The sequence below is a fragment of the Actinomycetospora sp. genome (genome assembly GCF_036497245.1).
Taxonomy (GTDB): domain Bacteria; phylum Actinomycetota; class Actinomycetes; order Mycobacteriales; family Pseudonocardiaceae; genus Actinomycetospora.
In genome coordinates this window covers 35,989-59,908 of the sequence record NZ_DASXJS010000076.1, presented here as the reverse complement: position 1 = coordinate 59,908, position 23,920 = coordinate 35,989, and the positions used below count along the sequence as shown (strand labels likewise).

Genomic DNA, 23,920 nt, shown 5'->3' with positions numbered 1-23,920 from the left:
GGCGGCCTCGATCTTCATCGCCATGTCGGCGAGCATGAACTGCACGCCCTGGTTGTCCGAGATCGCCTTGCCGAACTGCTTGCGGTCACGCACGTAGTCCACCGCGGCGTCGAGGGCGCCCTGCGCGATCCCGACGGCCTGCGCACCGATGGTCGGGCGGGTGTGGTCCAGGGTGGCGAACGCCGTCTTGAGCCCGGTGCCCGGCTCCCCGATGATCCGGTCACCCGGGATCCGACAGTTCTCGAAGTAGATCTCGACGGTCGGCGACCCCTTGATGCCGAGCTTGTGCTCCTTGGGGCCGACCGAGAACCCGGGGTCGTCGGAGTGCACGACGAACGCCGAGATCCCGTTGGCGCCCTTGTCCGGGTCGGTCTTCGCCATGACCGTGTACCAGTCGGACTCGCCGCCGTTGGTGATCCAGCACTTGGTGCCGTTCAGGATCCACTCGTCGCCGTCGGCCTGGGCCCGGCAGCGCATGGAGACGGTGTCCGAGCCGGCCTCGCGCTCCGAGAGCGCGTAGCTGATCATCGACTCGCCGGACGCGATGGTCGGCAGGACGATCTGCTTCAGCTCCTCCGAGGCGGACAGGATGATCGGCATCGAGCCGAGCTTGTTCACCGCCGGGATGAGGGAGGCCGACGCGTCCACGCGCGCGACCTCCTCGATGACGATGCAGGCGACGATCGAGTCGGCGCCCTCACCGCTGTAGGCCTCCGGGATGTGGATGGCCTGGAAGCCGGCCGCGTTGAGCGCGACACGGGCCTCCTGCGGGAAGCGGGGCGTCGCGTCGACCTCCGCCGCGTAGGGGGCGATCTCCTTCTCGCACAGCGAGCGGACGGACTCCCGCAGCGCGGCACGCTCCTCGCCCAGGTCGTAGACGTCGAACTCCGGGTTCACCGCGACTCCTCCCACAGCCAAACTTTTCGGTCAGGTTACCGCCGGGTGCTAGGACGTCCTACCGTTGCGGGTGATGCATCGCGTCTCACCGGGCGCCGGGACCCGTCAGGGCCCGAGGGTGTCCGCGACCCACGCCATCGCCTGCTCAACGGCCTGCCGCGCCTCGCCGTCGTACCCCTGGGTCTCGAAACCGTGCGCGGATCCCGGCAGGTCGACGACCTCGAGGGTGCGGGCGGACGCGACCAGCGCCTCCTGGGGCGCGACGAGCTGCGGGTACTCGGCGCCGACACGGACGAGGAGCTTGGGCAGGTCCGGCGAGGTCTGCGCGGCGGCGACGGCGTCGAAGCGCTTGCGGTCGCCGGGCCATTCGGGCGGGGCGGCCAGCACGGGGTAGGTCCAGGCGACGGCGCGCAGCCAGGGCGGGGCCGCGCGGAGCCAGTCGGCGGCCAGCGCACCGCCGCCGGAGAAGCACCACAGCGCGATCCGGTCCGGGTCGACCTGTTCCATTTCGCGGGTCCGGTCCAGGACCGCTGCCACGACCGCGGCCGAGGCCGGGTAGTCGGTCGTCGCGTGGAGCGGATGGTCGAAGGTGATCCCGACGAGGCCGGTGGCGGCCGCGAGCGCGCCGTAGCCGGTGAACACCGCGGAGTCGCGCGGGACGTGCCCCGGGGGGATCGGGCCGCCGTGGACGAGCACGACGGCGGGGCGGCGCCCAGTGGCCCCGGGCGCGGTATGGACGTCGAGGGTGTCGTGGCGGCGCCGGTCGGGTGGCTCGATCCCGGCGAAGAACCCGTCGTGGGTGCGGTGTCCGGTCGGCCCGTCGGTCGTGCGGCTGGTCATCGCATCCCCTCGTGACGGTACGATCGGACCGTAAACCGTCGCCGCGTCGGATGCAATCCGATCGAATCGTGAAGAGGTGTCGCGTGCCGAAGGTGGTCGACCACTGGCAGCGCCGCGGCGAGATGGTGCAGGCCCTCTGGCGGATCGCCGCCTACGAAGGGCTCGAGGCCGTCAGCCTCAACCGGGTCGCCGACGAGGCCGGGGTCTCGAAGGGCCGCGTACAGCACTACTTCGGCTCGCGGGACGCCCTGCTCGACTACACCGCCGCGTACCTCACGGACCGCGTCACCGCCCGGATCAAGCCCCGCCTCGCGGCCGCGCCGGACGCCCCGGCCGCCGTCCGTGGCGCCCTGCTCGAGGTCCTGCCGCTGACCGAGGACTCGATCGTCGACACCCGCGTCGGCATCGCCTTCCTCATCCGCGCGCTGGGTGAGGACGCCCTGCGCGAGCGGTACAGCGCGCGCAACGAGCAGTTCCTCGAGCTCCTCACCTACTACCTGACGGTGGCCCGCGACGAGGGCGCGTTCGACGCCGGGCGGGAACCGCGCGCGGTCGCCGTCGAACTGTTCGCGCTGGTCAACGGCCTCAAGGAACCGCTCCTGCTCGGGGACCTGACACCCGACGACGCCACGGCGATCGTGGACGACGCGCTGGCCCGGCTGGCGCCGTGACCCGGCCGGCGCCGTGACCCGGCCGGCCCCCGCCCCCCTCGACCGGACCCGTCCTCGCCCGGACCCGTCGTCGCCCGGACCGCCGCGCTCACCGGGCGAGCCACCGTCACCCGGCGAGCTGGGGCGCGACCGCGGAGGCGACGAGCTCGAGCGCGTCGAGGTCGGCGAGATCGAGGGTCTGCAGGTAGACGCGGCTGATGCCGGTGCGCTCACGCCAGCGCCCGAGCGCGTCGACGATCTGCGCCGGCGTCCCGGCCAGCGGGTTGGTGCTCAGCTCGTCGGTATCCAGGCCGAGGTTCCCCGCACGGCGGGTGACCTCGGCGTCGTCGGACCCGATCACGAGCGTGTGCGCGCACGAGAGGACGAGCTCCGCGGGGTCGCGGCCCGCGGCGGTGCAGGCCTGCGCGATCCGTTCGTACTGCGACGCGGCCTCGTCGAGCGGGGCGAACGGGATGTTGAACTCGGAGGCGAACCGGGCGGCGAGCGCGGGGGTGCGGCGCGGGCCCTTGCCGCCGATGATCACCGGGATCGGGTGGGCCGGCTTGGGCAGAGCCGGCGAGTCGACGACCGTGTAGTGCTCGCCGTCGAAGGAGTAGGTCTCGCCCGTCGGGGTCCCCCACAGCCCGGTGACGATCTCGAGCTGCTCGGCGAGCCGGTCGAACCGCTCCGCCAGCGGCGGGAACGGGATGCCGTAGCCGGTGTGCTCGGCCTCGAACCATCCCGCGCCGAGCCCCAGCTCGATCCGTCCGCCGGACATCTGGTCGGCCTGCGCCACGGCGATCGCGAGCGGGCCGGGCAGCCGGAACGTGGCCGACGTGACCAGCGTGCCGAGTGCGATCCGCTCGGTCTGCACCGCGAGCGCGGAGAGCGTGGTCCAGGCGTCGGTCGGGCCCGGCTCACCGGACACCCCGCCCATGGCGCGGTAGTGGTCGGAGCGGAAGAACGCGTCGAACCCGGCGTCCTCGGCCGTGCGCGCGATGCGCAGAAGATCGGCGTAGGACGCGCCCTGCTGGGGTTCAGTGAAGATCCTCAGGTCCACCGGGTCCACCCTATCCGCCGGGCGGGCGCCGGCGGGTGATCATGGAACCGTGACTGTCGGGGGTGCACTCTAGAGTTCACGGCATGGAGCAGGGAGAGCTCGCCACGATCGTCGGCATCGGCGCGGAACTGGCGCGCGTCCGTCCGCGGGTCGCGCGCGCCGTGCTCGAGGGTCGGCTGGAGCTCGAGGCAGCGACCGTCCTGTGCGAGGCGCTCGATCTTCTGCCGTCCTCGGACGACGAGGCCGAGGAGGCTCTCGTCGCCAGGGCCTGCGCCATGACGGTGGACGAGCTGGACGCGTTCGTGGACGACCTGATCGACGCGGCCGGCCCCCGCCTGACGACGGAGCCGGACCTTCCGATCGTGGCCCGCCCGGTCCCGGCACAGAGCGATGGACGCATGGACACGCCTTCCGCGGCGGACGCCGTGATGACGTCGGCGCAGCCGCTCGTGGGCGCCACGCAGCGGTGTGCTTCCGAGCCCTCCGGGGCGGACGCGATCGCTCCTGTCGCTCGACGACGAGACATGATCGATGTCGCGGAACGACCGCCTCGAATCAGGGTGCGTCCCGGGCCGACGTCAGCGAGGGGCCCACCACCACGAGCTCCGAGGCGCAGCGTCCGCCCGTCCCGACCCATCACGGCGAGATCGACGACGACCTCGCCGCCACACGCGAGCCCCGGAACCCCGAGCCCCGGACCCCAGAGCTCGATCCGAGCGCGCGGCTCAGGACCCGCCGGGTCCGAGCTTGCGCACGGCCTCGTCCTTGCCGGCCACGGACGTCCGCAGGTCGGCCTGGAAATCGGCCATGCGCGCGGCCAGCCCGGCATCGGCCGCGGCGAGGATGCGCACCGCGAGCAGACCGCCGTTGCGGGCCCCGCCGATCGACACCGTGGCAACCGGGACCCCCGCCGGCATCTGCACGATCGAGAGGAGGGAGTCCATCCCGTCGAGGTGCTTGAGGGGCACCGGGACGCCGATCACCGGGAGCACGGTCGCCGCGGCCACCATGCCCGGCAGATGCGCCGCGCCACCCGCCCCGGCGACGACCACGCGCAGACCCCGTTCGGCCGCCGACTCCGACCAGTCGAGCATCGCCCGCGGGGTCCGGTGCGCCGAGAGCACGCGCGCCTCCCACGGCACCCCGAACTCGTCGAGCGCCTCCGCGGCGGCCTGCATCGTCGGCCAGTCCGAGTCGCTGCCCATGACGATGCCGACCAGCGGCGGCAACCTGCGATCGGTCACCTCGACCTCACTGGACATCAGTGCGCGCTCCATCCGTCGGTCCAGACGCCCGTCGCGAGATGGTCGGCCGCCAGGCGCGCCCGGCGCCGGACGTCGTCCATGTCGTCCCCGGTGATGTTGACGTGTCCGATCTTGCGGCCGGGTCGCTCGGCCTTGCCGTAGAGGTGCACCCGCGCCTCGGGGAAGCGCGCGAGGGTGTGGTGCAGCCGCTCGTCGGGGCCGGTGGCCGGGACCGGAGCTGCACCGCTCTCCCCGTCGCTCCGCTCGCCCCCGGCACCGAGCACGTTGGCCATCACGCACGCCGGGCGCAGGGTCGACGTCGAGCCCAGCGGATAGTCGAGGACGGCGCGCAGGTGCTGCTCGAACTGCCCGGTGACCGCGCCGTCCATCGACCAGTGCCCGGAGTTGTGCGGGCGCATCGCCAGCTCGTTCACCAGCACCCGGCCCTCGGGGGTCTCGAAGAGCTCCACCGCGAGGAGCCCGACGACGCCGAGAGCGGCCGCGATCCGGATCGCGAGCTCCTCGGCGGCCTCGCCCGCGTCGTCGGACAGACCCGGCGCGGGGGCGAGGACCTCGGTGCAGATGCCGTCGACCTGCACCGTCTCGACCGTCGGGTAGACCGCGGCCTGCCCGTACGGCGAGCGGGCGAGCAGCACCGCCAGCTCGCGGCGCAGCACCACCTTCTGCTCGACCATCAGCGGGGTGCCTGCCTCGAGCAGCTCCGGGACGGTCGCGGCGGCCTCCTCCGGTGAGTCGAGCATCCAGACCCCGCGGCCGTCGTAGCCCCCGCGTACGGCCTTGAGCACCACCGGCCACCCGTGCTCGGTGGCGAACGCCTCCACGTCGGCCACGTCCGCGACGGGCGCGAACGGCGGCACCGGCACGCCCAGTTCCGCGAGCCGCCTGCGCATCACCAGCTTGTCCTGGGCATGGCGCAACGCGTCCGGCCCGGGATGGACGGCGACGCCCTCCGCCACCAGCACCTCGAGGTGCTCGCTCGGCACGTGCTCGTGGTCGAAGGTCAGCGCCTCCGCTCCGGCGGCGACCCGGCGCAGCGCGTCGAGGTCGCGGTGGTCGCCGAGGACGACATCGGGGCTGACCAGCGCCGCGGGCTCGTCCGGACCGAGGGCGAGGACCCGTAACGACTGGCCGAGGGCGATCGCGGCCTGGTGGGTCATGCGCGCGAGCTGACCGCCACCCACCATCGCGACCACGGGCAGGCCGGTGCGCTTCTCCACGAGCAGGAAAACTATCCGGAGTCCGGGCCGGGGGCCTCAGGCGGACCCGGCGTCGTCGTGACGGGGTCCTCGTCGGCGTGGATGTCGACCTCCGGATCGGCTCCCGGGCCGTCCCCGCCTCCGGTGACGGGGACGTCGAGGCCGAGGATGCGGTCACGGCGCGGGGCGGGCGGCTCGGCGTCGCGCAGCCGGGCGAGCGTGTCGCGGGCGCCGTCGAGGGAGGCGGGCAGCGCGACGATGCGCGCGCCCGGCGTCCCGGTCACCCCGACCGCACCCGACAGCCGTCGCGCCAGCAGCCCGCGCAGCACCCGGACCCGCGCCGCCAGCCCGGCGCGCGGGGCGAGCACCACGACCGTCGAGCGCCCGACGACCGCGATCGTCTCGCCGGCGTCGAACACCACCGACGCCGCGTCCCCCGCGACCGTCAGCGGCGCGACGCGCGACCACCCCGCCACCGACAGGGTCACCGCGACGAGGGCGTGGGTCTCGGGGACGCGGGTGCCGCCCGCGCGGGCGGCGCGGTGCACCTCGGCGAGGCGGGTCAGCAGGTAGCGCGAGCTGGCGAGCCCGGAGAGCGGGTCGACGGCCGCGGTCTCGGAGAGGTCCCCGCACGCGACGTCGGTCCAGCCCAGCGACACGACCCGCACCAGCCGCGACCCGTCCGCGCCCGGGAGGGCGAGCCGGCGACGCGGCCCGAGCTCACCGAGCGCGCCGCTGACCGCGGTGTGCAGGGCGGCCAGGTCGGAGAGGGTCTCGTCGAGCCCGATGCCGGCGGTGGCGCGGGCGCCCGCCCAGTGGGTCAGCGCCCGCTCCAGCGGCGGGCCCGTGCGGCCCTCGAGGATGGCTTCACACACCTCGTCGACAGCCGGATCGGGCCACTCCGAGACGACCGACCAGCCCAGCGCGTTGCTGCAGGCGAACCACCGTTCGCGCAGTGTCTCGAGAGCGAGACCGCGGCCCGGGCGACGGGTCACGGCGTCGCCGACCGCCCGGTCGTCCGGTAACGCAAGGTCCTCGGTCCGCTCGTCCGCGAGGGTCATGCCACGGCCCTCCTTCTCGTCCGTCGGCCCGTACACCATCACCGGACCCTGTGGTGGCGACGCGCGAGACGGTCATCCGTGACGGTGACGCTGCCGGGATCCTCTCGCGTGCGGCCGCACACTCCCGGCGAGGGGGTGGTGCGCACGATGGCGGACGGCGGTGGTCCGGCTCCCGGGCCCGTGTCCGGCGCTGAGCCGGACGACGGGTCCGGACGCGCGGACGCCCGCAGCGACGCGGAACTGCTCGCCGTCATCCGGGGGCGCCCCGCCGACCAGGCCTCCTCACGCGCCTTCGGCACCCTCTACGACCGCCATCGCGACGCGGCCCGCGGTCTGGCCCGCCAGCTCGCCCGCTCCCCCGCCGACGCCGAGGACCTGGTCTCGGCCGCCTTCGCCCGCCTGCTGGAGATCCTGCGCGCGGGCGGCGGACCGACCGAGGCGTTCCGGGCCTACCTGCTCACCTCGCTGCGCCACCTCGCCTACGACCGCACCCGCGCCGAACGCCGCCTCGACCTCACCGAGGACATGGGCGACGTCATCGGCGTCGACCCCGAGCGCACCGTCGTCCCGTTCGCCGACCCGGCGGTCGCGGGCCTCGAGCGCTCACTGGCCGCCCGGGCGTTCGCGACGCTGCCCGAGCGGTGGCAGGCCGTGCTGTGGCACCTCGAGGTCGAAGGGGACTCGCCCGCCGACATCGCGCCCCTGTTCGGTCTCACCGCCAACGCGGTCTCGGCCCTCGGATACCGCGCCCGCGAGGGTCTGCGCCAGGCGTACCTGCAGGAGCACCTCGCGGGTGGGGGCGCCGCCACCCCACCGCGCGACCGCAGGCACCGAGAGGCCGAGGAGAAGCTCGGCGCCTACACGCGGGGTGGGTTGTCCAAGCGCGACGCGGTCAAGGTCGAGGAGCACCTGCGCGAGTGCGCGGAGTGCCGGGCGCTCGCCTCGGAGCTCCGGGAGGTCAACTCCGGGATCCTGCGCTCGACGATCGCGCCGCTGGTCCTCGGTGCCGCGCTCGTCGGCTACCTGGCGGACCGCGCCGCCCCGGGGGTCTTCACCGGCGCGTGGCCGACGACCGCGGAGTGGTTCGTGGCCGGCGGCGGGGTGCTCGGGGTGCTCGGCTCGGTCGGAGGTGTGGTCCGGACCGCCGAGGTGCCGCGGGCCCGCCGCCTCGGGGCGGCGGCCGTGGGGCTCGCCGGGCTGGGGGTGGCGACGGCGACCGCGCTCGGCTCCGGCACCCCGGCGGTCCCCGAGGCGGCCCCGCCGATGACGTTCCCGGGGGCGGTGCTGCCCGGGGTCCCGGCCCGTCCGGGGCCCCGGGTCCCCGAGGCTGGCGTGCCCGGGCCGGGGGTGTCCCTGGCACCGGGCGTGACTGCGCCCGGAGCGAATGGGCCCGGCGTCTCGGCCGGCGGCTCGTCGGCGCGCTCTCCTGAGATGGCGGCGCGACCCGTGGTCGAGGCCTCGTCGGCACGCCGGTCGGGCACCTCCGCCACGAGCGAGACCTCCGGTGCCGACGACCCGTCGGCGCGGCGGACCGAGGTCGCGAGCAGCGGCTCCGTGACCTCCGGGACGTGGGCACCGCGCGCCGCGCGCCCCGCGGCGCCGTCGGGCGCGGGGTCGCGACCGAGTCACGACGACCCGGTCGGCGATGACCGGCCCACGCGCTCCCCGCTGGTCGGCCTGCGCGTCCTCGGGCTGGGCACCGAGATCCGCGGGGCCCGCGCGTCGCACCGCGGGCTGCTCGAGCCCGCGCTCGACGTCCTGCTGCGCTGACCTCGCCGCCCGGCCCGACCCGCTCCGTCGAGACCCCATTGCGAGCGAGGGGCCAGGCCGACAGCCGCGCGCTCAGCCGGCGAACATCCTCCGCGGGTCGACCGCCTCCCGCACCCGCGCGAGCAACGACCGCACCGCGGGGGTGTACAGCTCATCGGCCTCGACCGGTGCCGCGCCGTAGACGAACCCGGCCATCCGGCCCAGCCGCACGTCGTCGAGCGGGGCGAGCACCGCCGTGTGCGCCGCCCGCGTCTCCGCCTCGGGAACCCCGTCCGTCGTCGACAGCACCCGCACGATCCACCCAGCCTCACGGAACGACACCGCATCGGCCCCGTCGGCCGGCCGGGACAGCGCCCCGCCCAGCCGCCGGACGTCGACCACGCACCCCACCGACGCCGAGCGCGCGGCGGCCACCACCGCACCGAGCGCCGTGTCGGAGAGCGAGGACACCAGCAGGTTCGTGCCCTCGTAGGCATGCGGGACCTCGGGCTCGGCGAAGATCGAGCCGCTCTCGGTCCACGGCAGCTCCCGCAATCCGCCGAGCAGCACCGGCGACGCCGCCCGGAGCGCGGCCTCCGCCGCGCGGGCCGCCGCACCGTCGGTATCCACCAGCCGCACGTGCAGCACCGTCCGGCCGCGGATCGGCGCCGGGACGGCCTCCAGGTCCGGGATCGGGATCACGCCGACCGAGAGGCTCAGCGAGTCCGGGGCGCCGACCCCGAGCCGGCGCACCACGGGCAGGATCTCGTCCGCGTCGGCCGCGTCGAGGAACAGCCCGCCGCCGACCACGGCACCGACCGGCACCAGGTCGACCGACATCGCGGTCACGACGCCCACCGCGGGCCGCCCACCGCGCAGGGCCGCGAACAGCTCGTCCCCGGCCCCGACCCGGCGCAGGACGCCGTCCGCGGTGACGATCTCGACGGCGCGCAGCCGGTCGGACGCCCAGCCGAACTCGCGCCCGAGCAGGCCCAGCCCACCCCCGAGGGTGTAGCCGACGACGCCGACCCCCGGGAACGACCCGGACACCGGCGCCAGCCCGTGCTCGGCTGCCGCGGCGACCAGGTCCGCCGAGCGGGCGCCGGCCTCGACGCGCGCGGTCCGCGACGCCGGGTCGACCCTCACCCCGCGCATCCGGCCCGTGGTGACGACGACCCCGCGCGCGAGCCCGGAGGTGTGTCCGTGGCCGGTCGCGGTCACGGCGACCGGCAGGTCGTGCGCGGCGGCGTGGCGCACGGCGGCGACGACGTCGTCCGCGTCGAGGGCGCCCACGACGACGTCGGGTCGGTGCGGGTCCGCGGCCTGGAATCCGGCGACCTCGCCGGGCAGGCCCTCGTCGCCGCGGTGCAGGACGGAGCCGCGGACGCCGGACAGGAAGTCGGTCTCGGTGCTCGTCATGAGGTCATCATCGGAAGGCGGCCATCAGAAGTCCAAGACACAGTCGTGACCGGTGCCAGAAGCGATGGTTCTGGCCAGAACACCCCGGCCCGGGACCCGCGGGACCGACGAGCCCGCCGATCGGCCCGGCCGCGTCGGGTAGCACGAATCGGACGGTCGCGGGCGTTCGAGCACCGCGCGTGTCGATATCGTCACCCTCCGCTTGCCCGCGCGGAGGCCATCCCGGACGCTCGTTGTTGACGCTAACAACCTTTGCCTGGAGGCATTCAATGGCGGCCGACCGACCCGAGGCTGACCGGTTCGAGCAGTGGGACGTGGTGTCGAGCGTGGGACTCACCGCGCTCGTCGTGGCCGCGGGCCGCGCCGTGGACACGCACCGCCCCGACGGCCTGATCTCCGACCCGTACGCCGAGGCCTTCGTCGCCGCCGCGAACCCGCCGCACCCGCTCCCGGTGCGGCCCACGGAACCGAAGAACGACTCCGAGGACGAGACCTGGCAGATGATGTCCGGGTACATGGGGACCCGGACGCGGTTCTTCGACGAGTACTTCGCCGCCGCCGGAGCACGCGGGATCCGGCAGGTCGTCGTGCTCGCCGCCGGCCTCGACACCCGCGCGCAGCGCCTCGACTGGCCCGCAGGCACCGTCGTCTACGAGGTCGACCAGAACCTCATGATCGAGTTCAAGGACCAGGTGCTCGACGCCCAGGGCGCCGTTCCGCGGTGCGAGCGCCGCACGGTGCGGGCCGACCTGCGCGACGACTGGCCCGCCGCGCTGGAAGCTGCCGGGTTCGACCGGACGGCGCCCACGGCCTGGCTCACCGAGGGGCTCCTGCCCTACCTCCCCCCGGAGGCGCAGGACGCGCTGATGAAGGCCATCGACGAGCGCTCCGCGCCGGGCTCCGAGTGGGCCATCGAGGACTTCACCAACATCGGCCAGCAGATGTCCGACCCGGCCTTCGAGCGCATCGCCACGACCATGGGCGTCGAGATGGCCGACCTGATCTACACCGACGAGCGGCCGGACGCCGCGGCCTGGCTGCGGGAGCGCGGCTGGACCACCGACACCCAGGTCGCGATCGAGGTGGCCAAGTCCTACGGCCGCGACCTCGACACCCTCACCCAGCGGCTCAACGGCCAGAGCTCGCTCGTGACCAGCCAGAAGGGCTGACGCTCCCGGCCCGACGGATCGAGCCTCGTTCCCCGTCACGCCTGCTCCCGGGCGGCCGCCATCCGTGCGGCCGCCCGGCGGCGCCGGCGCAGGGTCGCGATCGCGACCGGTCCGATGACGGCGGCGGCGATCAGCGGCGAGACGACCAACAACGTGCCGGGCGTCACCAGGAACGCGAGGACCGCCCGCAGCGCGGCATCGGTGATGAGCGCGGCGCCCCACTGGAGCGTGGTGCGCCGGTGCCCCGCCCGCACCGCCCCGATGTCCCAGGTGGCGGCGAACGCGGACCGCTCCGCGTCGGTCGTGGCCATCATGGTGCGGCCCATGATGAAGGTGAGCGGGCGCGCGGCGAGCAGCGAGCCGAGGAAGACCAGCCCGACCACGCCGGTGACCACCGACTCCTTGAGCAACAGGAACAGCGGGCTGGCGAACAGCAGAGCCCCGGCGAGCCCGACGACGATCCCCGCGAGCGTCATGAGGGCGATCGGGTCCGGACGGCGGGTGCGCACGAGGGTCCACAGCGTCGCCGCGGCGGGGAACACGGCCCCGACGGCGAGCGCGGTCACCTCCGAGGTCCGCCCGCTCAGCAGCTCGTAGACCGCGAACGGCGCGACGACCCCGCACAGCAGCGTCGGGTTCGCGGCGTGCCGCAGCGCGCGGCGTACCCGGCCGCCGGTCGTCGCGGCGTGGGCCGGTCGCGGGCGGTCCTGCTCGATGACGGTGGCGGCCATGTCGTCCTCCCCGATCGTCGTCCCGCCGTGTCCCGGCGGCCGTGGACGACGCTAGGAAGACGGCGATCCCTCGACGTCGCTCTGTGGGTGGAGCCGGGGTGGAGACCGGGGTGGAGACGGGGGTGGCGACACCGAGCAACATGATCGTCACGCCGCCCGACGCACCGCGGACGGCGCCCGCTCGTTCGTCCATCCGTGTCGGTCACCACTCGACTGTTGCCCGTAGCCGCAGCCGCCGCGCTCGCCGTCGTCGCGTCCGTGCTCGTCCCGGGTGCGGCTGACGCGGGCCCGGTCCCGGCTCCGGGCCTGGTCTCCACGCGCAACGTGCTCCCCGGCCTGGCCAAGGCCACCGACCTGGGCGACGCGCCTGCGGCCGCGCCGATGCACGTCATGGTGACGCTGCAGCGTCCGGACGTGGCCGGCGAGGAAGCGGCGCTGGCCGCCACGCGCGACGGGCAGGCCGCTCCGATGTCGGTCGGGGCGTTCGCGGACCGGTTCGGGGTGCCGGCCGCGACCGCCGACGCCGCCGAGGCCTGGCTCTCGTCCACCGGTATGCACGTGAGCTCGGTGTCCGCGGCGCGCGACCAGATCGCCGCCGACGGCCCGGCAGGATCGGTGTCGCAGCTGTTCGCGACCCCACTGCACGGGTTCGACTCGCCCGACGGCCGGTTCCTCGCCAACACCGCCGCCCCGCGGCTGCCCGGGAACCTGGGCATCGTCAACGTCGTCGGGCTGAACACGCTGCAGCAGATGCACACGCCGCATCCGCTGAACCGCGGTCCGCTGCAGTCGACGTGCCTGCCGGGGGCGGCGTGCACCGGCGGCACCACTCCCGCGGATCTCTGGTCGGTCTACGAGCAGCCGCCCGCGCACACCGGGGCGGGCGAGCGGGTCGCGATCTTCGGCAGCGGCCGCACCGACGGGGTGATCTCCGACCTCCGCGGCTTCGAGAACCGCTTCCGGCTCGGGAACCCGCCGGTGACGGTGAAGCGCCCGGCCGGCGACACCGACTTCTCCGACGACTCCGGCCACACCGAGTGGAACATCGACACCCAGGCGTCCCACGGCATGGCGCCCGGGCTCGCCGGGCTGGACCTGTACTTCGGCACGGACCTCTCCGACGCCGACGTCGCGAAGGTCTTCAGCCAGTTCACCGACGACCAGAACTCGCCGCGCCAGGCGTCCGCGAGCTACGGCGAGTGCGAGTCGGTGCCTGCGGTGTCCGGGCTGCTGAACAACCCGGTCACGAACCCGACCCCGCCGCCGCCGGTCGCGCAGGGCCTCGGCAACGACCTCGACACCACGCTCACCGCGATCACCCGGCAGGCCGCGCTCGAGGGCAAGACGATCTTCTCGTCGACCGGGGACACCGGGTCGTCGTGCCCGGTGGCGTCGCTGCCGGTGGTCGGCGCGGGCAACGGCGTGCTCAACCAGGGCGTGCCGGTGACCAACTCACCCGCCTCGCTGCCCTACGTCGTCGGGGTCGGCGGCACGGTGCTCTACACCGACGGCCGCGGCGGGCGGGCCCGCGAGTACGGCTGGACCCACGGCGGCGGCGGCACGTCGCTCTTCACCCCGGCGCCCGCCTACCAGCAGGGCACCCCGGGCCTGACCATCCCGTGCGTCACGGCACCGACGACCGTGTGCCGCGGGATCCCCGACGTCTCGGCGCAGTCCGGGGACGTCCTCGGCAACGGCTACGACATCGTCACCAACGGCGAGTTCACCGACGGCGGGGGCGGCGGGACGTCGTTGTCCTCACCGCTCTGGGCGGGGATGTGGGCCCGGATCCAGTCGGCGGCGCCCGGCTCGGGGGGCGGACTCGGCTTCGCGGACTTCGGCCTCTACCGCGTCGGGAAGGACCCGGCGTCCTACGCCCGCGACTTCCACGACATCAGCTCGACCGACGTCGGGACCGGCGTGCCGAGCACCAACGGCGTCTACCCGTCGCTGCCGGGCTGGGACTACCAGACCGGCTGGGGCGTCCCCCGGGTCGCCGGGCTGATCTGCGACCTGGCGAAGGCCTGTTAGGGGCGCTCCGCGCTGGTGAGCACTAGGGCGGAGCCCACATCGTGAGGCTCGTCAGCCAGGCGAGATGGGCGGTCAGCGCCTCGCGGCCGGCGTCGGTGAGCCGGAACCAGGTGCGGGCCCGACGCCCCACGGCGCCCTTCCGGACCTCGAGGTAGCCCGCCTCCTCGAGCGTGCGGGTGTGCTTGGAGATCACCGAGTCGCCCGCTCCGACGGTGTCGCGCACCGTCGCGAAGTCGGCCCACCGCGCCCCCTGGAGCAGAGCACCGATCGCGAGGCGGGGGCCGACCTCGAAGAGTGGATCCCGGGCCGGCGTCACGCCCGCGCTCGGCCGTCACGGATGTCGGCGAGCATCGCCCGCTGCACGACCACCATGGTCCCGACCAGCAGCACCGTCGCGACGACCACGACGGCGACCGCCCACGGGAGCTGCCCGGGGCCGTGCAGGGTGGACACACCGACGATCCCGGCGATGCCGAGCACGACGAAGGCGATCCCCGCTCCCTTCGCGGAGGGATAGGCCGTCATCCGGGAGGAGATGCTGATCCCCCGACGCCAGCGCACGAGCCGGTCGGCGACCAGGTAGATCAGGATCGACGGCAATGAGATCGCGTAGTCCGAGAGGTCGCCCGGCAGCGCCCGCGAGAAGAGCGGCCCCCCGATCAGCCCGACCGTCGCGAGCGTGAAGAGCACCCAGAACCACCAGGGCATGCGCGCCTTCTCGGCGAGCTGTTCGCGCTGTGCCGTCACCTGCGCCATCGCGTCGTGCGTCATGTCGCCCTCCCCGGCAATCACTTTCCGTATGGAAAGCGTATGCGGCAGAGACAGCGTTTGCCAACCCTCGGCGTCGACGGTCGGGTGAACGACGAGGGGACGGGCGCGATCTCACGAGGGGAGACCGGCGACGGCGGGCCGTGCCAGCAGGGGTGAGCTGGGGTTGAAGCCCTTGACGAGGAGCCAGATGCCGAGGGAGAACTCGAAGAGGGCGACCGGGAGGGCCGCGAGGGCGGCCGGCAGCGAGAGTTGGGCGTACGCGCCGAAGAAGACCGCGAGGTCCGAGGCGAGGAGCAGCGGGGCGCCGACGAAGGCGATCATGGGCAGGATGCGCGGCACGAGGCCGGACCGGTAGAGCACATAGCCCAGGAGCAGGTCGCAGAACACGGGCATGAGGCTCTGCGAGAGCAGGAAGGTCCAGTTGTAGACGGCGACGAGCGCATGCCCGGCCGTGACCAGTGAAGCGGGGTCGGTGCCGGTGGGGTCGTTCCGCAACGTCACCGCGGTGAGCACGCTGACGACGCCGACGACGATGAGGCTCGATTCCACGACCCGGGCGGTCACGAGGCCGAGGGCGGCGGTCTCGCTCTGCCCCTTGAGGACCGGAAACAGCACGACGGCCGTGCCGATGCCGGCCACGGCGACGACGATCTCGGAGAGGGCCCCCCACATCAGACCGGTGGCACTCCCGGAACCGAGGACGAAGTCGGCGTGGCCCTTGAAGGGTTGGTAGAGCACGAGAGTCGGGATCGACACGAACGTGAGCAGGTAGAGCACCCCCGCGAGGCGGGCGGTCCCCCGCATCGGGTCCGTCGCCGCCGGTGGGGCATCAGGGGTGTGTACGACAGCGCTCATGGATCGACTGGTCTCAGGCCTCGGCGTGCACTTCGTACGTCTTCATGCTGACCAGCTCGACGGGCGTCCCGGGCGGCAGGCTCCTCGTCGTGGCCATCTGCTCGGCATGCTCGCGGGAGTCGAAGAGGATCATCCCGTGTCCGGAGTCCTGATCTCCGCACCACGTGCCCCTCACGAACCCCGGAGCCGCCTTCGCGTGCGGAACCACGTGCGTGGCGAGACCCTCCACGGCCTCCTGCGCGCGCGCCGGGTCAATTCGAACAGTCACAATGACGGCGTACATGTTGCTCCTTAAGAGATCACAGCGGGCGCGCTACTCGCGTCGACTGTCACTCACAGTCCCATATGTGCCGATGAGCATCATTGGCGCCACTCGAATGGCCGCACCAGTCTCGTTGCTCTTCATCAGCGCTGAATTCGTCGCCGGCCGCCCGTGGTGCGGGTGAGGGGCCCGAGCCTGCCCGTCGAGTGCCGGCGACCCGCTCGGACGAATGCGCGCGGTCGACGCATGCGCGGACGGCCCCGGTCCTAGACTCGGGCTCGATGCGGATCGACGGCACCCTGGCGCGCCCGCGCCTGCAGGCCCTGGTGGGCAGGCACGGCGAGCTGGTCCGCTTCGCCGTCGTCGGCGCGAGCACCTTCGTCATCGACACCGGCATGTTCCTCCTGCTCGAGAACACGATCCTCGAGCCGAAGCCGGTCACCGCGAAGATCCTCGCGGTCCTCGTCGCGACGATCGTCGGGTACCTCGCCAACCGCGAGTGGTCGTTCCGCGCCCGTGGCGGGCTCGCCCGGCCCCGGGAGGCGACGCTCTACTTCGTGGTCTCCGGCATCGCGCTGCTGGTGAACGCGGCGCCGCTGGGCATCTCCCGCTACGTGCTGCACCTCGCGGCGCCGTACGTCTCGGACTTCGCCGAACAGGCGGCCGATCTCGTCAGCGCCCAGGTGGTGGGCACCCTGCTCGCCATGGCGTTCCGCTGGTGGGCCTTCCGGCGGTGGGTCTTCCCGTCGGCGCTCGCGGACTGACCCGGGGCCCGCCCCGCGCTCGCGAGGATGTGGAGCTGCTGACGTCGGGTGTCAGCGATGCCGCATCGCTGACACCTGGGTCAGCGCGGGCCCGTCGCCGGCAACGGACGCGGGGTCGCCACGACCTGGTCGGTGCGCGGCATGGGAAGGAACACCGCGAACACCGCGGGCCGCGTCCGCGCCAGCTCCAGCCGCCCGCCGTCGGCCTCCACGAGCGCACGGGCGAGGGCGAGGCCCACGCCGGTGGACGACGCGCCGGACACGCCGCGGTCGAACACGTGCGGCGCCAGCTCGGACGGCACTCCGTCGCCGTTGTCGGACACCTCGACGACGATGGTGTCCTTGTCGGAGTGCCTGCCGGAGATCGTGATGGTGCCCGCGCCGTGTCGCAGGGCGTTGTCGACGAGCACGCCGAGCGCCTCGCGCAGCCGCGCCGAGGTCGCGCGCGCCACCAGCCCCTCGCCGATCCGCACCCGCAGCGTCCGTCCCTCGGCGCCGACCGGCCCCTGCCACTCGTCCCGGACCGCCGCCAGCTCGCCGTCGAGCTCCAGCGGTGACGCGCTGGCCGCACGGGCCTCCCGGGCGGAGCTGAGCAGCTCGTCGAGGACCTCGGAGAGCCGCTCGGCCTGCTCCAGCGCGGCGCCTCCCTCGGCGGAGACGTCGGGATCGGGGTGCATCGAGAGCTCGTCGAGGCGCAGCTGCAACGCCGTCAGCCTGCTGCGCAGCTGGTGGGAGACGTCCCCGACGAGGTCGCGCTCGCGCTGCAGCAACTCGGCCAGCGCGACCGCCGAGGAGTCCAGGACGTCGGCGACCCGGTCCAGCTCGGGGATCCCGTGACGGTGCGGGGTGGGCCGGAAGTCACCCGCGCCGAGCCGCGCCGCCCGGCCCGCGACCTGCTGCAGCGGGTCCGCGAGGCGCCGCGCGGTCAGGGTCGCGACGACGGCGCCGACGGCCACCGAAAGCAGCACGGCCGAGAGCACGAGGGCGGTGGCCTGCAGCTGGCGCGCCCGCATCTCCGCGGCCGGCTCGGAGAGCACCGCGGAACCCTGCAGCCCGAACGGCAGCGTCTCGGCCACCTGCGTCGCGTCGGTGGTGTCGCCGATGGCGCTGGTCCCCCGCGGGGTGCGGACGACGAGGGAGCCCCCCGGCGGCACGGCGATCGACACGGCGGCGAGGTCCACCGGCCGGTCGGACTGCACCTGCGCGTCGAGGGTGTTGACGACCTGACGCAGCCGCCCGGCCAGCTCGGCGTGCGTGAAGTCCTCCACCAGGCGCCACGTGGTGAACGCCAGCGGGCCACCCAGCACGGTCACGGTGATCGCGACGACGAGCAGCGTCGAGACCAGGATCCGGCGGCGCATGTCGTTCTCAGGTGTTGAAGCGGAACCCGACCCCGCGCACCGTCGAGATCCGTTTGCCGGAAGCGGGCCCGCCGTCGGTGTCGCCGAGCTTGCGGCGCAGCCACGACATGTGCATGTCGAGGGTCTTCGAGGTCTTCATCTCCGGGTCGTTCCAGACCTCGCGGAGGATCTCCTCGCGGGAGACGACCTGCCCGGCGTGCGCGAGCAGCACCCGCAGCAGTTCGAACTCCTTGTTCGCCAGCCCCACCTCGACGCCGTCGACGAGCACCCGGCGCGCGGACGGCTCCATCCGCACCCCGCCCGCGTCGAGGATCTCCGGTGCGCGACGCCGCAGCAGGGCCCGGACGCGCGCCAGCAGCTCCGCGAGGCGGAACGGCTTGCCCACGTAGTCGTCCGCGCCCGCGTCCAGCCCCACGACGAAGTCGACCTCGTCGGTGCGCGCGGTCAGCATCAGCACCGGGAGATCCGGCTTGCCCGCGCGGACCCGGCGGCACACCTCGAGACCGTCCATCCCGGGCAGGCCCAGGTCGAGCACCATGAGGTCGACCTCGCCCTCCCCCGCCCGCGTCACCGCCGACGGGCCGTCGTCGATGAAGTCCACCTCGTAGCCCTCGCGGGTCAGCGCGCGGGAGAGCGGTCCGGCGATCGCCGCATCGTCCTCGACGAGCAGCACGGTGGTCATGGACGCGAAGCGTAGTCCGCCGGATGCATGATCTCCGTGCGGCGGCGGGCCGGCTGCGTCATCCCCCGTCGCTTCGCTCGCCCCTGGCAAGATGCGCGCCCGTGACCGACTCCCTCGCCGCCGACCTGGACCTCGCCCTCCGGATCGCCGACGCGGCGGACGCGGTGACGCGCGGCCGCTTCCGGGCGAGCGACCTCGCGATCGACCGCAAGCCCGACCGCACCCCGGTCACCGACGCCGACATCGCCTGCGAGGACGAGGTCCGGCGGCTGCTCGCGGTGGACCGTCCCGACGACGCCGTGCTCGGCGAGGAGCGCGGTGGTTCGGCCGATGTCGGAGCCAGGCACTGGATCGTCGACCCGATCGACGGGACGAAGAACTACTCCCGCGGCGTCCCGGTGTTCGCGACGCTTCTCGCGCTGGTCGCCGACGGGGAACCGGTCGTCGGGGTGGTGAGCGCCCCCGCGCTGGGCCGGCGGTGGTGGGCGGCGCGCGGGCTGGGCGCGTTCACCTCGGACGTCGCGCGCGGTGTCGAGGCCGCCCCGATCGGGGTGTCCGCGGTGTCCGACCTCGCCGACGCGTACATCTCCACCACGGACCTCGACTACTGGCGCGAGATCGGCACCCGCGACCGCTGGCTCGCCCTGACCGAGGCGACCTGGGAGAGCCGCGCGTTCGGCGACTTCTTCCACCACGTGCTCGTCGCCGAGGGTCTCCTCGACGCCGCCGTCGAGCCCGGGGCGAGCGCCTGGGACCTGGCCGCGCCCGCCGTCGTCGTGCGCGAGGCCGGCGGACGGCTGACCGACTTCACCGGCACCGCGCGCATCGACGGCGGCGAGGCGCTGTCGACCAATGGCCTCGTGCACGACGCGGTGCTGAACATCGTGGGATCACCCCGGACGTAGCGCGCCGCGCATCATCTGCGCCCACGCCAGCCGCCCGAAGAGGTGGAAGCAGGCGGTCGACTCCTCGTCGAACCGGGTCCACGACCAGCGCTGCCCGCCCTCGACCCAGTACACGTCCCAGCCCTCGGGGCCGGACACCACGCACCAGATGTGGTCGGCGTCGTCGGGGATCGCGCCGGGCTCCCGCGCGACGAGCACCGTCGGCGGCGGCAGCCCCAGCGCCTCGAGCCAGCCCGGCAGAACATCGACTCCCACACCGGTTCCGACGACGCGGGCCCGCTGACGGTTCCGTCCCGCCGCGAGGGGCACACCACCCAGCCCCGGGCCGCCCGGTGGCTGCCTCCAGTGCTCCTGATCTCCGTCGGGCGCGGAACGGCACCGCCCCGAGCCCACCCCGTCTCCGCGAAGGGCACACCACCCAGCCCAGGAGCGCCCCGAGCCTGCCCCGAGTGCTCCTGATCAAGCAGCGCAGGCCTACCGGCCCGCGGTGAGCGCACGACGGCGGGTGAACGGCAGCCGGCGTCGCCGAGGACGGGGTGCGGGCACGTCCGCGAGGGCGCCGTCGCGCTCGTCGTCCGCGAGGGAGCCGTCGCGCTCGTCGTCGCGCGCGTCGTCGTCGTCCTCGTCGTGCCAGTCCGCGTCATCCCAGTCGGCGTCGTCGTCCCAGTCCTCGGGATCGTCGTCCTCATCGGCGTCGCCGGCGTCGTCACCCCGCCACGCGCCCCACCGGTCGGGGCGCAGGCCGCCACGGCGCCGGGCCATGCGTTCGACCTCGGACGCGACCCGGTCGACGCGCCCGATGCCGTCGAACTGCCACGGCTCCCGGGTGTCGTCCACGGCCACGACCAGCGTCCCGCAGCCCAGGAAGCGGTCGGAGACGGTCCGCGTGGTGCGCACCGCGGTGATCGAGGCCCCGACCACGGCCACGCCGCTGCGGGAGAACACCCCCTCGCGCACGAGGATGCGGCGGTCGGTCACGACGAAGTGGGTGGCGCGCCAGCGCATCACCGGGGCCACCGAGAACCACCCGACGAGCCCGATCCCCACCACGAGGACCGCGACGAGCACGGTGATCGACCAGGACGTCCCGCGGGCGAGGGCCACCAGCCAGGCGCCCAGGAACGCGACCACGAGCGGGAGGAGGGCGGGCAGGACGAGCATCCGCCAGTGCGGCCGCACGTGCCGCGCGACCCGCTCCCCGGCGACGAGGAGGCGCTCCGGGTAGGGCACGGATCCCCCTCACGCTCGAGATGGTCCGTTCGAGCGTATCCGCGAGGAGGCCGGGATCCGAGCGCCGCGCCGGGCGGGCCCACCGCACGGGCAGGCCGCCGACAGCTACGACCCGACCGTGCGCACGTGCACGACGTCCCCGGCGGAGACCGTCGTCAGTGACGCGTCGGGTCCGCGCACCACGAGGCGTCCGTCGTCGTCGATCTCCTCCGCGACGCCCTCGAGCACCCGGTCACCGGGGAGAGCCACCCGCACGGTGGCCCCGAGCGTCGCGCAGCGACGGCGGTAGCCGGCGAGCAGGCCGGCCCGGGCGGCGTCGCCCCGAGCGGCGCGCCAGTCGGCGTCGAGCGAGGCGAAGGTCGCGAGCACGTCACCCAGCACGTCGGGCCGCGAGCGGCGCACGCTCTGCGCGAGCAGCGAGGTGCCGCCCTCGGGCAGCTCGGCCTCCGGCGTGGCGACGTTGATCCCGATCCCGACGACGAGGGCCTGCGCCGACGAGCCCCCGTTCCGGGCGCCGCCGTCGACGACCTCCGAGAGGATGCCCGCGCCCTTGCGCCGGCCGGGGCCGATCAGCAGGTCGTTCGGCCACTTCAGGGCGACCGGGAGCGCGGCGTCGCCCGCCGCGGGCCGGTAGTCCTCCAACGCCACGACGAGGGCCAGGCCCGCGATCAGCGGCGCCCACCCCCACTGCGCGACCGGGACCTCGGACGGGCGCAGGAGCACGGAGAACGTCAGGCCCTCGGAGGGCGCGGACTCCCACACCCGCTCGCGGCGTCCCCGCCCGGAGTCCTGGCGGTGGGCCACCAGCACCGTGCGGTCGGGCGCACCGTCGGCCGCGGCCGCGACGAGGTCGGCGTTCGTCGAGCCCGTCCGGTCGACGACGTCGATACGGGCCCACGGGCCCTCCGGTGCGACGGCCGTCTGCCGCAGCGCGGCCCACGCCGCGGCCTCCTGTATCCCGGGGAGCATGCACGCACGGTAGCGGGCGCCTCCGACACCCGCGTTCCCCGGACGTGGCTGGTCTCACTACCCGGTTCGTCTGGGTGCGCCCGTCCCGGTGTCGCTAGGGTCCGCGCTCATGACCGCCGCGACGAAGCCGCCGCCCGAGCCCGATGAGGCCGCCGACGCTCCCGACGTGCACACCTCCGCCGGGAAGCTCGCCGACTGGCACCGCAGGCAGGAGGACGTGGTCCACGCCGGCTCCGAGCGCGCCGTCGAGCGTCAGCACTCCCGCGGTCGCAAGACCGCCCGTGAGCGCATCGACCTGCTGCTCGACGAGGGCAGCTTCCTCGAGTTCGACGCCATGGCGCGCCACCGCTCCACCAACTTCGGCCTGGAGGCGAACCGGCCCTACGGCGACGGCGTCGTCACCGGCCAGGGCACCGTCGACGGCCGCCCGGTGTGCGTGTTCTCCCAGGACGCGACGGTGTTCGGCGGGGCGCTCGGCGAGGTCTACGGCGAGAAGATCGTCAAGGTCATGGACGTGGCCATGAAGATCGGCTGCCCGGTGATCGGCATCAACGACGGCGGCGGCGCGCGCATCCAGGAGGGCGTGGTCGCGCTCGGGCTCTACGGCGAGATCTTCCGCCGCAACGCGCACGCCTCCGGCGTCGTCCCCCAGATCTCGCTCGTCATGGGCCCGGCGGCGGGCGGTGCGGTGTACTCCCCCGCGCTCACCGACTTCACGGTCATGGTCGACGAGACGTCGTTCATGTTCATCACCGGTCCGGACGTCATCAAGACGGTCACCGGCGAGGACGTGGAGTTCGAGGACCTCGGCGGCGCCCGCACCCACAACACCACCTCGGGCAACGCGCACTACCTGGCCTCCGACGAGGACGACGCGATCTCCTACGTGCAGGAGCTGCTGGGCTACCTGCCGTCGAACAACCTCTCCGAGGCGCCGCGGCTGCCTGCCGACGAGGAGACCGGAGCGGTCGAGGACGCGGTCACCGACGCCGACCGCGAGCTCGACTCGCTGATCCCGGACTCGCCGAACCAGCCCTACGACATCCGCCAGGTCATCCGCGGCGTCGTCGACGACGAGGAGTTCCTCGAGGTCCAGGAGCTCTACGCGGCGAACATCGTGGTCGGGTACGGCCGCGTGGAGGGCCGCGCGGTCGGCGTGGTCGCCAACCAGCCCAGCCAGCTCGCCGGCTGCCTCGACATCGGGGCCAGCGAGAAGGCGGCCCGCTTCGTCCGGACCTGCGACGCGTTCAACGTCCCGGTGCTGACCTTCGTCGACGTGCCGGGATTCCTGCCCGGCGTCGAGCAGGAGTACAACGGCATCATCCGCCGCGGCGCGAAGCTGATCTACGCCTACGCCGAGGCCACCGTCCCGCTGATCACGGTCATCTGCCGCAAGGCCTACGGCGGCGCGTACGACGTCATGGGCTCCAAGCACCTCGGGGCCGACGTGAACATCGCCTGGCCGACCGCCCAGATCGCGGTCACCGGCGCCTCCGGGGCGGTGAGCATCCTCTACCGCAAGGAGCTCAAGAAGGTCGAGGAGACCGGGGACGAGGACGCTGTCGCCGCGCGCCGGGCCGAGCTGCAGCAGGAGTACGAGGACACCCTCGCGAACCCCTACATCGCGGCGGAGCGTGGCTACGTGGACGCGGTCGTGCCGCCGTCGTACACCCGCGGCTACGTCGCGCGGACGCTGCGCTCGTTGAGCACCAAGCGCGAGACGCTGCCCCCCAAGAAGCACGGGAACATCCCGCTGTGACCGGGCCGGAGAACACCGATGAGGTTCCCGACGACGCGCCGCGGCGCCCGGTCCTGCGCATCGTGCGCGGCGACCCGACGCCCGAGGAGGTGGCCGCGCTGACCGCCGTCCTCGCGGCTGCCTCCGGGGGATCCGGCGAGCCCGAGGACACCGGCCCGGCGTCGGTGTGGGTCGAGCGGGAGTCGCTGGTCCGCCGTCCGCTCACCCCCGGCCCGGGGGCCTGGCGGGCGTCGGCGCTGCCGCGCTGAGCCGGCCCCTCACTCGCCGTGCCGGGCGGGTGATCGTTGCGCCCCC

General features: G+C 74.0%; 24 protein-coding genes. 8 read left to right on the top strand and 16 right to left on the bottom strand.

The window, feature by feature from the left end; genetic code table 11:
- Together VGI02_RS08410 and VGI02_RS08405 are read right to left on the bottom strand one after the other, a co-directional pair.
- On the bottom strand, positions 1-897 hold an 897-nt coding region (locus tag VGI02_RS08410), incomplete at its 3' end, for an acyl-CoA dehydrogenase family protein (RefSeq protein WP_331626854.1).
- 105 nt (positions 898-1,002) lie between these two features.
- Positions 1,003-1,737 (bottom strand): alpha/beta hydrolase, encoded by a 735-nt coding sequence (locus tag VGI02_RS08405; RefSeq protein ID WP_331626853.1) that lies wholly within the window; start codon positions 1,735-1,737, stop codon positions 1,003-1,005.
- Between the two features lie 83 nt (positions 1,738-1,820).
- Here VGI02_RS08405 and VGI02_RS08400 point away from each other — a divergent pair, with 83 nt between their 5' ends.
- Entirely contained in the window at positions 1,821-2,408 is a 588-nt protein-coding gene (locus tag VGI02_RS08400; RefSeq protein ID WP_331626852.1) for a TetR/AcrR family transcriptional regulator, read from the top strand.
- Between the two features lie 106 nt (positions 2,409-2,514).
- On the opposite strand, the gene VGI02_RS08395 is transcribed toward VGI02_RS08400, so the two are convergent.
- The 4 genes from VGI02_RS08395 to VGI02_RS08380 form a co-directional block, all read right to left on the bottom strand.
- The gene (locus VGI02_RS08395) at positions 2,515-3,447 is read right to left on the bottom strand and encodes an LLM class F420-dependent oxidoreductase (protein WP_331626851.1); all 933 of its coding nucleotides are present in this window, start codon (positions 3,445-3,447) and stop codon (positions 2,515-2,517) included.
- Positions 3,448-4,172: 725 nt separating this feature from the next.
- A complete protein-coding gene (gene purE, locus VGI02_RS08390; protein WP_331626857.1) occupies positions 4,173-4,676 on the bottom strand; it encodes a 5-(carboxyamino)imidazole ribonucleotide mutase in 504 nt (167 codons plus the stop codon).
- Between the two features lie 32 nt (positions 4,677-4,708).
- The gene (locus VGI02_RS08385) at positions 4,709-5,929 is read right to left on the bottom strand and encodes a 5-(carboxyamino)imidazole ribonucleotide synthase (protein WP_331626849.1); all 1,221 of its coding nucleotides are present in this window, start codon (positions 5,927-5,929) and stop codon (positions 4,709-4,711) included.
- 11 nt (positions 5,930-5,940) lie between these two features.
- Entirely contained in the window at positions 5,941-6,969 is a 1,029-nt protein-coding gene (locus tag VGI02_RS08380) for a GGDEF domain-containing protein (protein ID WP_331626848.1), read from the bottom strand.
- Positions 6,970-7,149: 180 nt separating this feature from the next.
- On the opposite strand from VGI02_RS08380, the gene VGI02_RS08375 reads away from it, so the two are divergent.
- The gene (locus tag VGI02_RS08375) at positions 7,150-8,739 is read left to right on the top strand and encodes a sigma-70 family RNA polymerase sigma factor (protein ID WP_331626847.1); all 1,590 of its coding nucleotides are present in this window, start codon (positions 7,150-7,152) and stop codon (positions 8,737-8,739) included.
- A gap of 72 nt (positions 8,740-8,811) precedes the next feature.
- Here VGI02_RS08375 and VGI02_RS08370 read toward each other — a convergent pair whose 3' ends face one another.
- A complete protein-coding gene (locus VGI02_RS08370) occupies positions 8,812-10,137 on the bottom strand; it encodes an FAD-binding oxidoreductase (RefSeq protein WP_331626846.1) in 1,326 nt (441 codons plus the stop codon).
- A gap of 269 nt (positions 10,138-10,406) precedes the next feature.
- On the opposite strand from VGI02_RS08370, the gene VGI02_RS08365 reads away from it, so the two are divergent.
- A complete protein-coding gene (locus tag VGI02_RS08365; RefSeq protein ID WP_331626845.1) occupies positions 10,407-11,306 on the top strand; it encodes a class I SAM-dependent methyltransferase in 900 nt (299 codons plus the stop codon).
- A 35-nt stretch (positions 11,307-11,341) separates the two neighbouring features.
- Here the strand turns inward: VGI02_RS08365 and VGI02_RS08360 are convergent, their stop codons facing one another.
- The gene (locus VGI02_RS08360; RefSeq protein WP_331626844.1) at positions 11,342-12,037 is read right to left on the bottom strand and encodes a VC0807 family protein; all 696 of its coding nucleotides are present in this window, start codon (positions 12,035-12,037) and stop codon (positions 11,342-11,344) included.
- A 216-nt stretch (positions 12,038-12,253) separates the two neighbouring features.
- On the opposite strand from VGI02_RS08360, the gene VGI02_RS08355 reads away from it, so the two are divergent.
- On the top strand, positions 12,254-14,068 hold the full coding sequence (locus tag VGI02_RS08355; protein WP_331626843.1) for a S53 family peptidase: 1,815 nt from the start codon (positions 12,254-12,256) through the stop codon (positions 14,066-14,068).
- A gap of 22 nt (positions 14,069-14,090) precedes the next feature.
- On the opposite strand, the gene VGI02_RS08350 is transcribed toward VGI02_RS08355, so the two are convergent.
- From VGI02_RS08350 to VGI02_RS08340, 3 genes are all read right to left on the bottom strand, one after another.
- Entirely contained in the window at positions 14,091-14,384 is a 294-nt protein-coding gene (locus VGI02_RS08350) for a winged helix-turn-helix domain-containing protein (protein WP_331626842.1), read from the bottom strand.
- On the bottom strand, positions 14,381-14,839 hold the full coding sequence (locus tag VGI02_RS08345; protein WP_331626841.1) for a hypothetical protein: 459 nt from the start codon (positions 14,837-14,839) through the stop codon (positions 14,381-14,383). Before VGI02_RS08345 ends, VGI02_RS08350 begins: the two co-directional genes overlap by 4 nt.
- A gap of 111 nt (positions 14,840-14,950) precedes the next feature.
- Positions 14,951-15,694 carry a DUF4386 domain-containing protein gene (locus tag VGI02_RS08340; RefSeq protein WP_331626840.1) on the bottom strand — a complete coding sequence of 248 codons (744 nt, stop codon included), beginning with the start codon at positions 15,692-15,694 and terminating at the stop codon, positions 14,951-14,953.
- A gap of 543 nt (positions 15,695-16,237) precedes the next feature.
- Between VGI02_RS08340 and VGI02_RS08335 the strand changes: the two genes are divergently transcribed.
- Complete coding sequence (locus tag VGI02_RS08335; RefSeq protein ID WP_331626839.1) at positions 16,238-16,720, top strand: GtrA family protein; 483 nt, start codon at positions 16,238-16,240, stop codon at positions 16,718-16,720.
- Positions 16,721-16,800: 80 nt separating this feature from the next.
- Here VGI02_RS08335 and VGI02_RS08330 read toward each other — a convergent pair whose 3' ends face one another.
- Together VGI02_RS08330 and VGI02_RS08325 are read right to left on the bottom strand one after the other, a co-directional pair.
- Complete coding sequence (locus VGI02_RS08330) at positions 16,801-18,081, bottom strand: sensor histidine kinase (RefSeq protein ID WP_331626838.1); 1,281 nt, start codon at positions 18,079-18,081, stop codon at positions 16,801-16,803.
- A gap of 7 nt (positions 18,082-18,088) precedes the next feature.
- Positions 18,089-18,763: a response regulator transcription factor gene (locus tag VGI02_RS08325; protein ID WP_331626837.1), complete on the bottom strand. Its 675-nt coding sequence runs from the start codon at positions 18,761-18,763 to the stop codon at positions 18,089-18,091.
- Between the two features lie 101 nt (positions 18,764-18,864).
- Here VGI02_RS08325 and VGI02_RS08320 point away from each other — a divergent pair, with 101 nt between their 5' ends.
- The gene (locus VGI02_RS08320) at positions 18,865-19,668 is read left to right on the top strand and encodes an inositol monophosphatase family protein (protein WP_331626835.1); all 804 of its coding nucleotides are present in this window, start codon (positions 18,865-18,867) and stop codon (positions 19,666-19,668) included.
- On the opposite strand, the gene VGI02_RS08315 is transcribed toward VGI02_RS08320, so the two are convergent.
- The 3 genes from VGI02_RS08315 to VGI02_RS08305 all read right to left on the bottom strand — a co-directional run bounded on the left by VGI02_RS08315 (position 19,654) and on the right by VGI02_RS08305 (position 21,867).
- The gene (locus VGI02_RS08315) at positions 19,654-19,923 is read right to left on the bottom strand and encodes a hypothetical protein (RefSeq protein ID WP_331626834.1); all 270 of its coding nucleotides are present in this window, start codon (positions 19,921-19,923) and stop codon (positions 19,654-19,656) included. The two genes, VGI02_RS08320 and VGI02_RS08315, sit on opposite strands and share 15 nt — an antisense overlap.
- Before the next feature lie 219 nt (positions 19,924-20,142).
- Positions 20,143-20,898 (bottom strand): PH domain-containing protein, encoded by a 756-nt coding sequence (locus VGI02_RS08310; protein WP_331626832.1) that lies wholly within the window; start codon positions 20,896-20,898, stop codon positions 20,143-20,145.
- A gap of 105 nt (positions 20,899-21,003) precedes the next feature.
- A complete protein-coding gene (locus VGI02_RS08305; RefSeq protein ID WP_331626831.1) occupies positions 21,004-21,867 on the bottom strand; it encodes a biotin--[acetyl-CoA-carboxylase] ligase in 864 nt (287 codons plus the stop codon).
- 109 nt (positions 21,868-21,976) lie between these two features.
- Between VGI02_RS08305 and VGI02_RS08300 the strand changes: the two genes are divergently transcribed.
- Both VGI02_RS08300 and VGI02_RS08295 read left to right on the top strand, forming a co-directional pair.
- A complete protein-coding gene (locus VGI02_RS08300) occupies positions 21,977-23,626 on the top strand; it encodes an acyl-CoA carboxylase subunit beta (RefSeq protein ID WP_331626830.1) in 1,650 nt (549 codons plus the stop codon).
- Positions 23,623-23,874: an acyl-CoA carboxylase subunit epsilon gene (locus VGI02_RS08295; protein WP_331626829.1), complete on the top strand. Its 252-nt coding sequence runs from the start codon at positions 23,623-23,625 to the stop codon at positions 23,872-23,874. Before VGI02_RS08300 ends, VGI02_RS08295 begins: the two co-directional genes overlap by 4 nt.
- The last annotated feature ends 46 nt before the right edge of the window (positions 23,875-23,920 follow it).

Excerpts from the sequence above, each read along its gene's own strand:
- VGI02_RS08300 (WP_331626830.1), top strand. The coding sequence starts at position 21,977 with ATGACCGCCGCGACGAAGCCGCCGCCCGAGCCCGATGAGGCCGCCGAC.
- VGI02_RS08305 (WP_331626831.1), bottom strand. The coding sequence starts at position 21,867 with ATGCTCCCCGGGATACAGGAGGCCGCGGCGTGGGCCGCGCTGCGGCAG.
- VGI02_RS08405 (WP_331626853.1), bottom strand. The coding sequence starts at position 1,737 with ATGACCAGCCGCACGACCGACGGGCCGACCGGACACCGCACCCACGAC.
- VGI02_RS08380 (WP_331626848.1), bottom strand. The coding sequence starts at position 6,969 with ATGACCCTCGCGGACGAGCGGACCGAGGACCTTGCGTTACCGGACGAC.
- VGI02_RS08365 (WP_331626845.1), top strand. The coding sequence starts at position 10,407 with ATGGCGGCCGACCGACCCGAGGCTGACCGGTTCGAGCAGTGGGACGTG.
- VGI02_RS08335 (WP_331626839.1), top strand. The coding sequence starts at position 16,238 with ATGCGGATCGACGGCACCCTGGCGCGCCCGCGCCTGCAGGCCCTGGTG.
- VGI02_RS08325 (WP_331626837.1), bottom strand. The coding sequence starts at position 18,763 with ATGACCACCGTGCTGCTCGTCGAGGACGATGCGGCGATCGCCGGACCG.
- VGI02_RS08370 (WP_331626846.1), bottom strand. The coding sequence starts at position 10,137 with ATGACGAGCACCGAGACCGACTTCCTGTCCGGCGTCCGCGGCTCCGTC.
- VGI02_RS08340 (WP_331626840.1), bottom strand. The coding sequence starts at position 15,694 with ATGAGCGCTGTCGTACACACCCCTGATGCCCCACCGGCGGCGACGGAC.
- VGI02_RS08345 (WP_331626841.1), bottom strand. The coding sequence starts at position 14,839 with ATGACGCACGACGCGATGGCGCAGGTGACGGCACAGCGCGAACAGCTC.
- VGI02_RS08360 (WP_331626844.1), bottom strand. The coding sequence starts at position 12,037 with ATGGCCGCCACCGTCATCGAGCAGGACCGCCCGCGACCGGCCCACGCC.
- VGI02_RS08330 (WP_331626838.1), bottom strand. The coding sequence starts at position 18,081 with ATGCGCCGCCGGATCCTGGTCTCGACGCTGCTCGTCGTCGCGATCACC.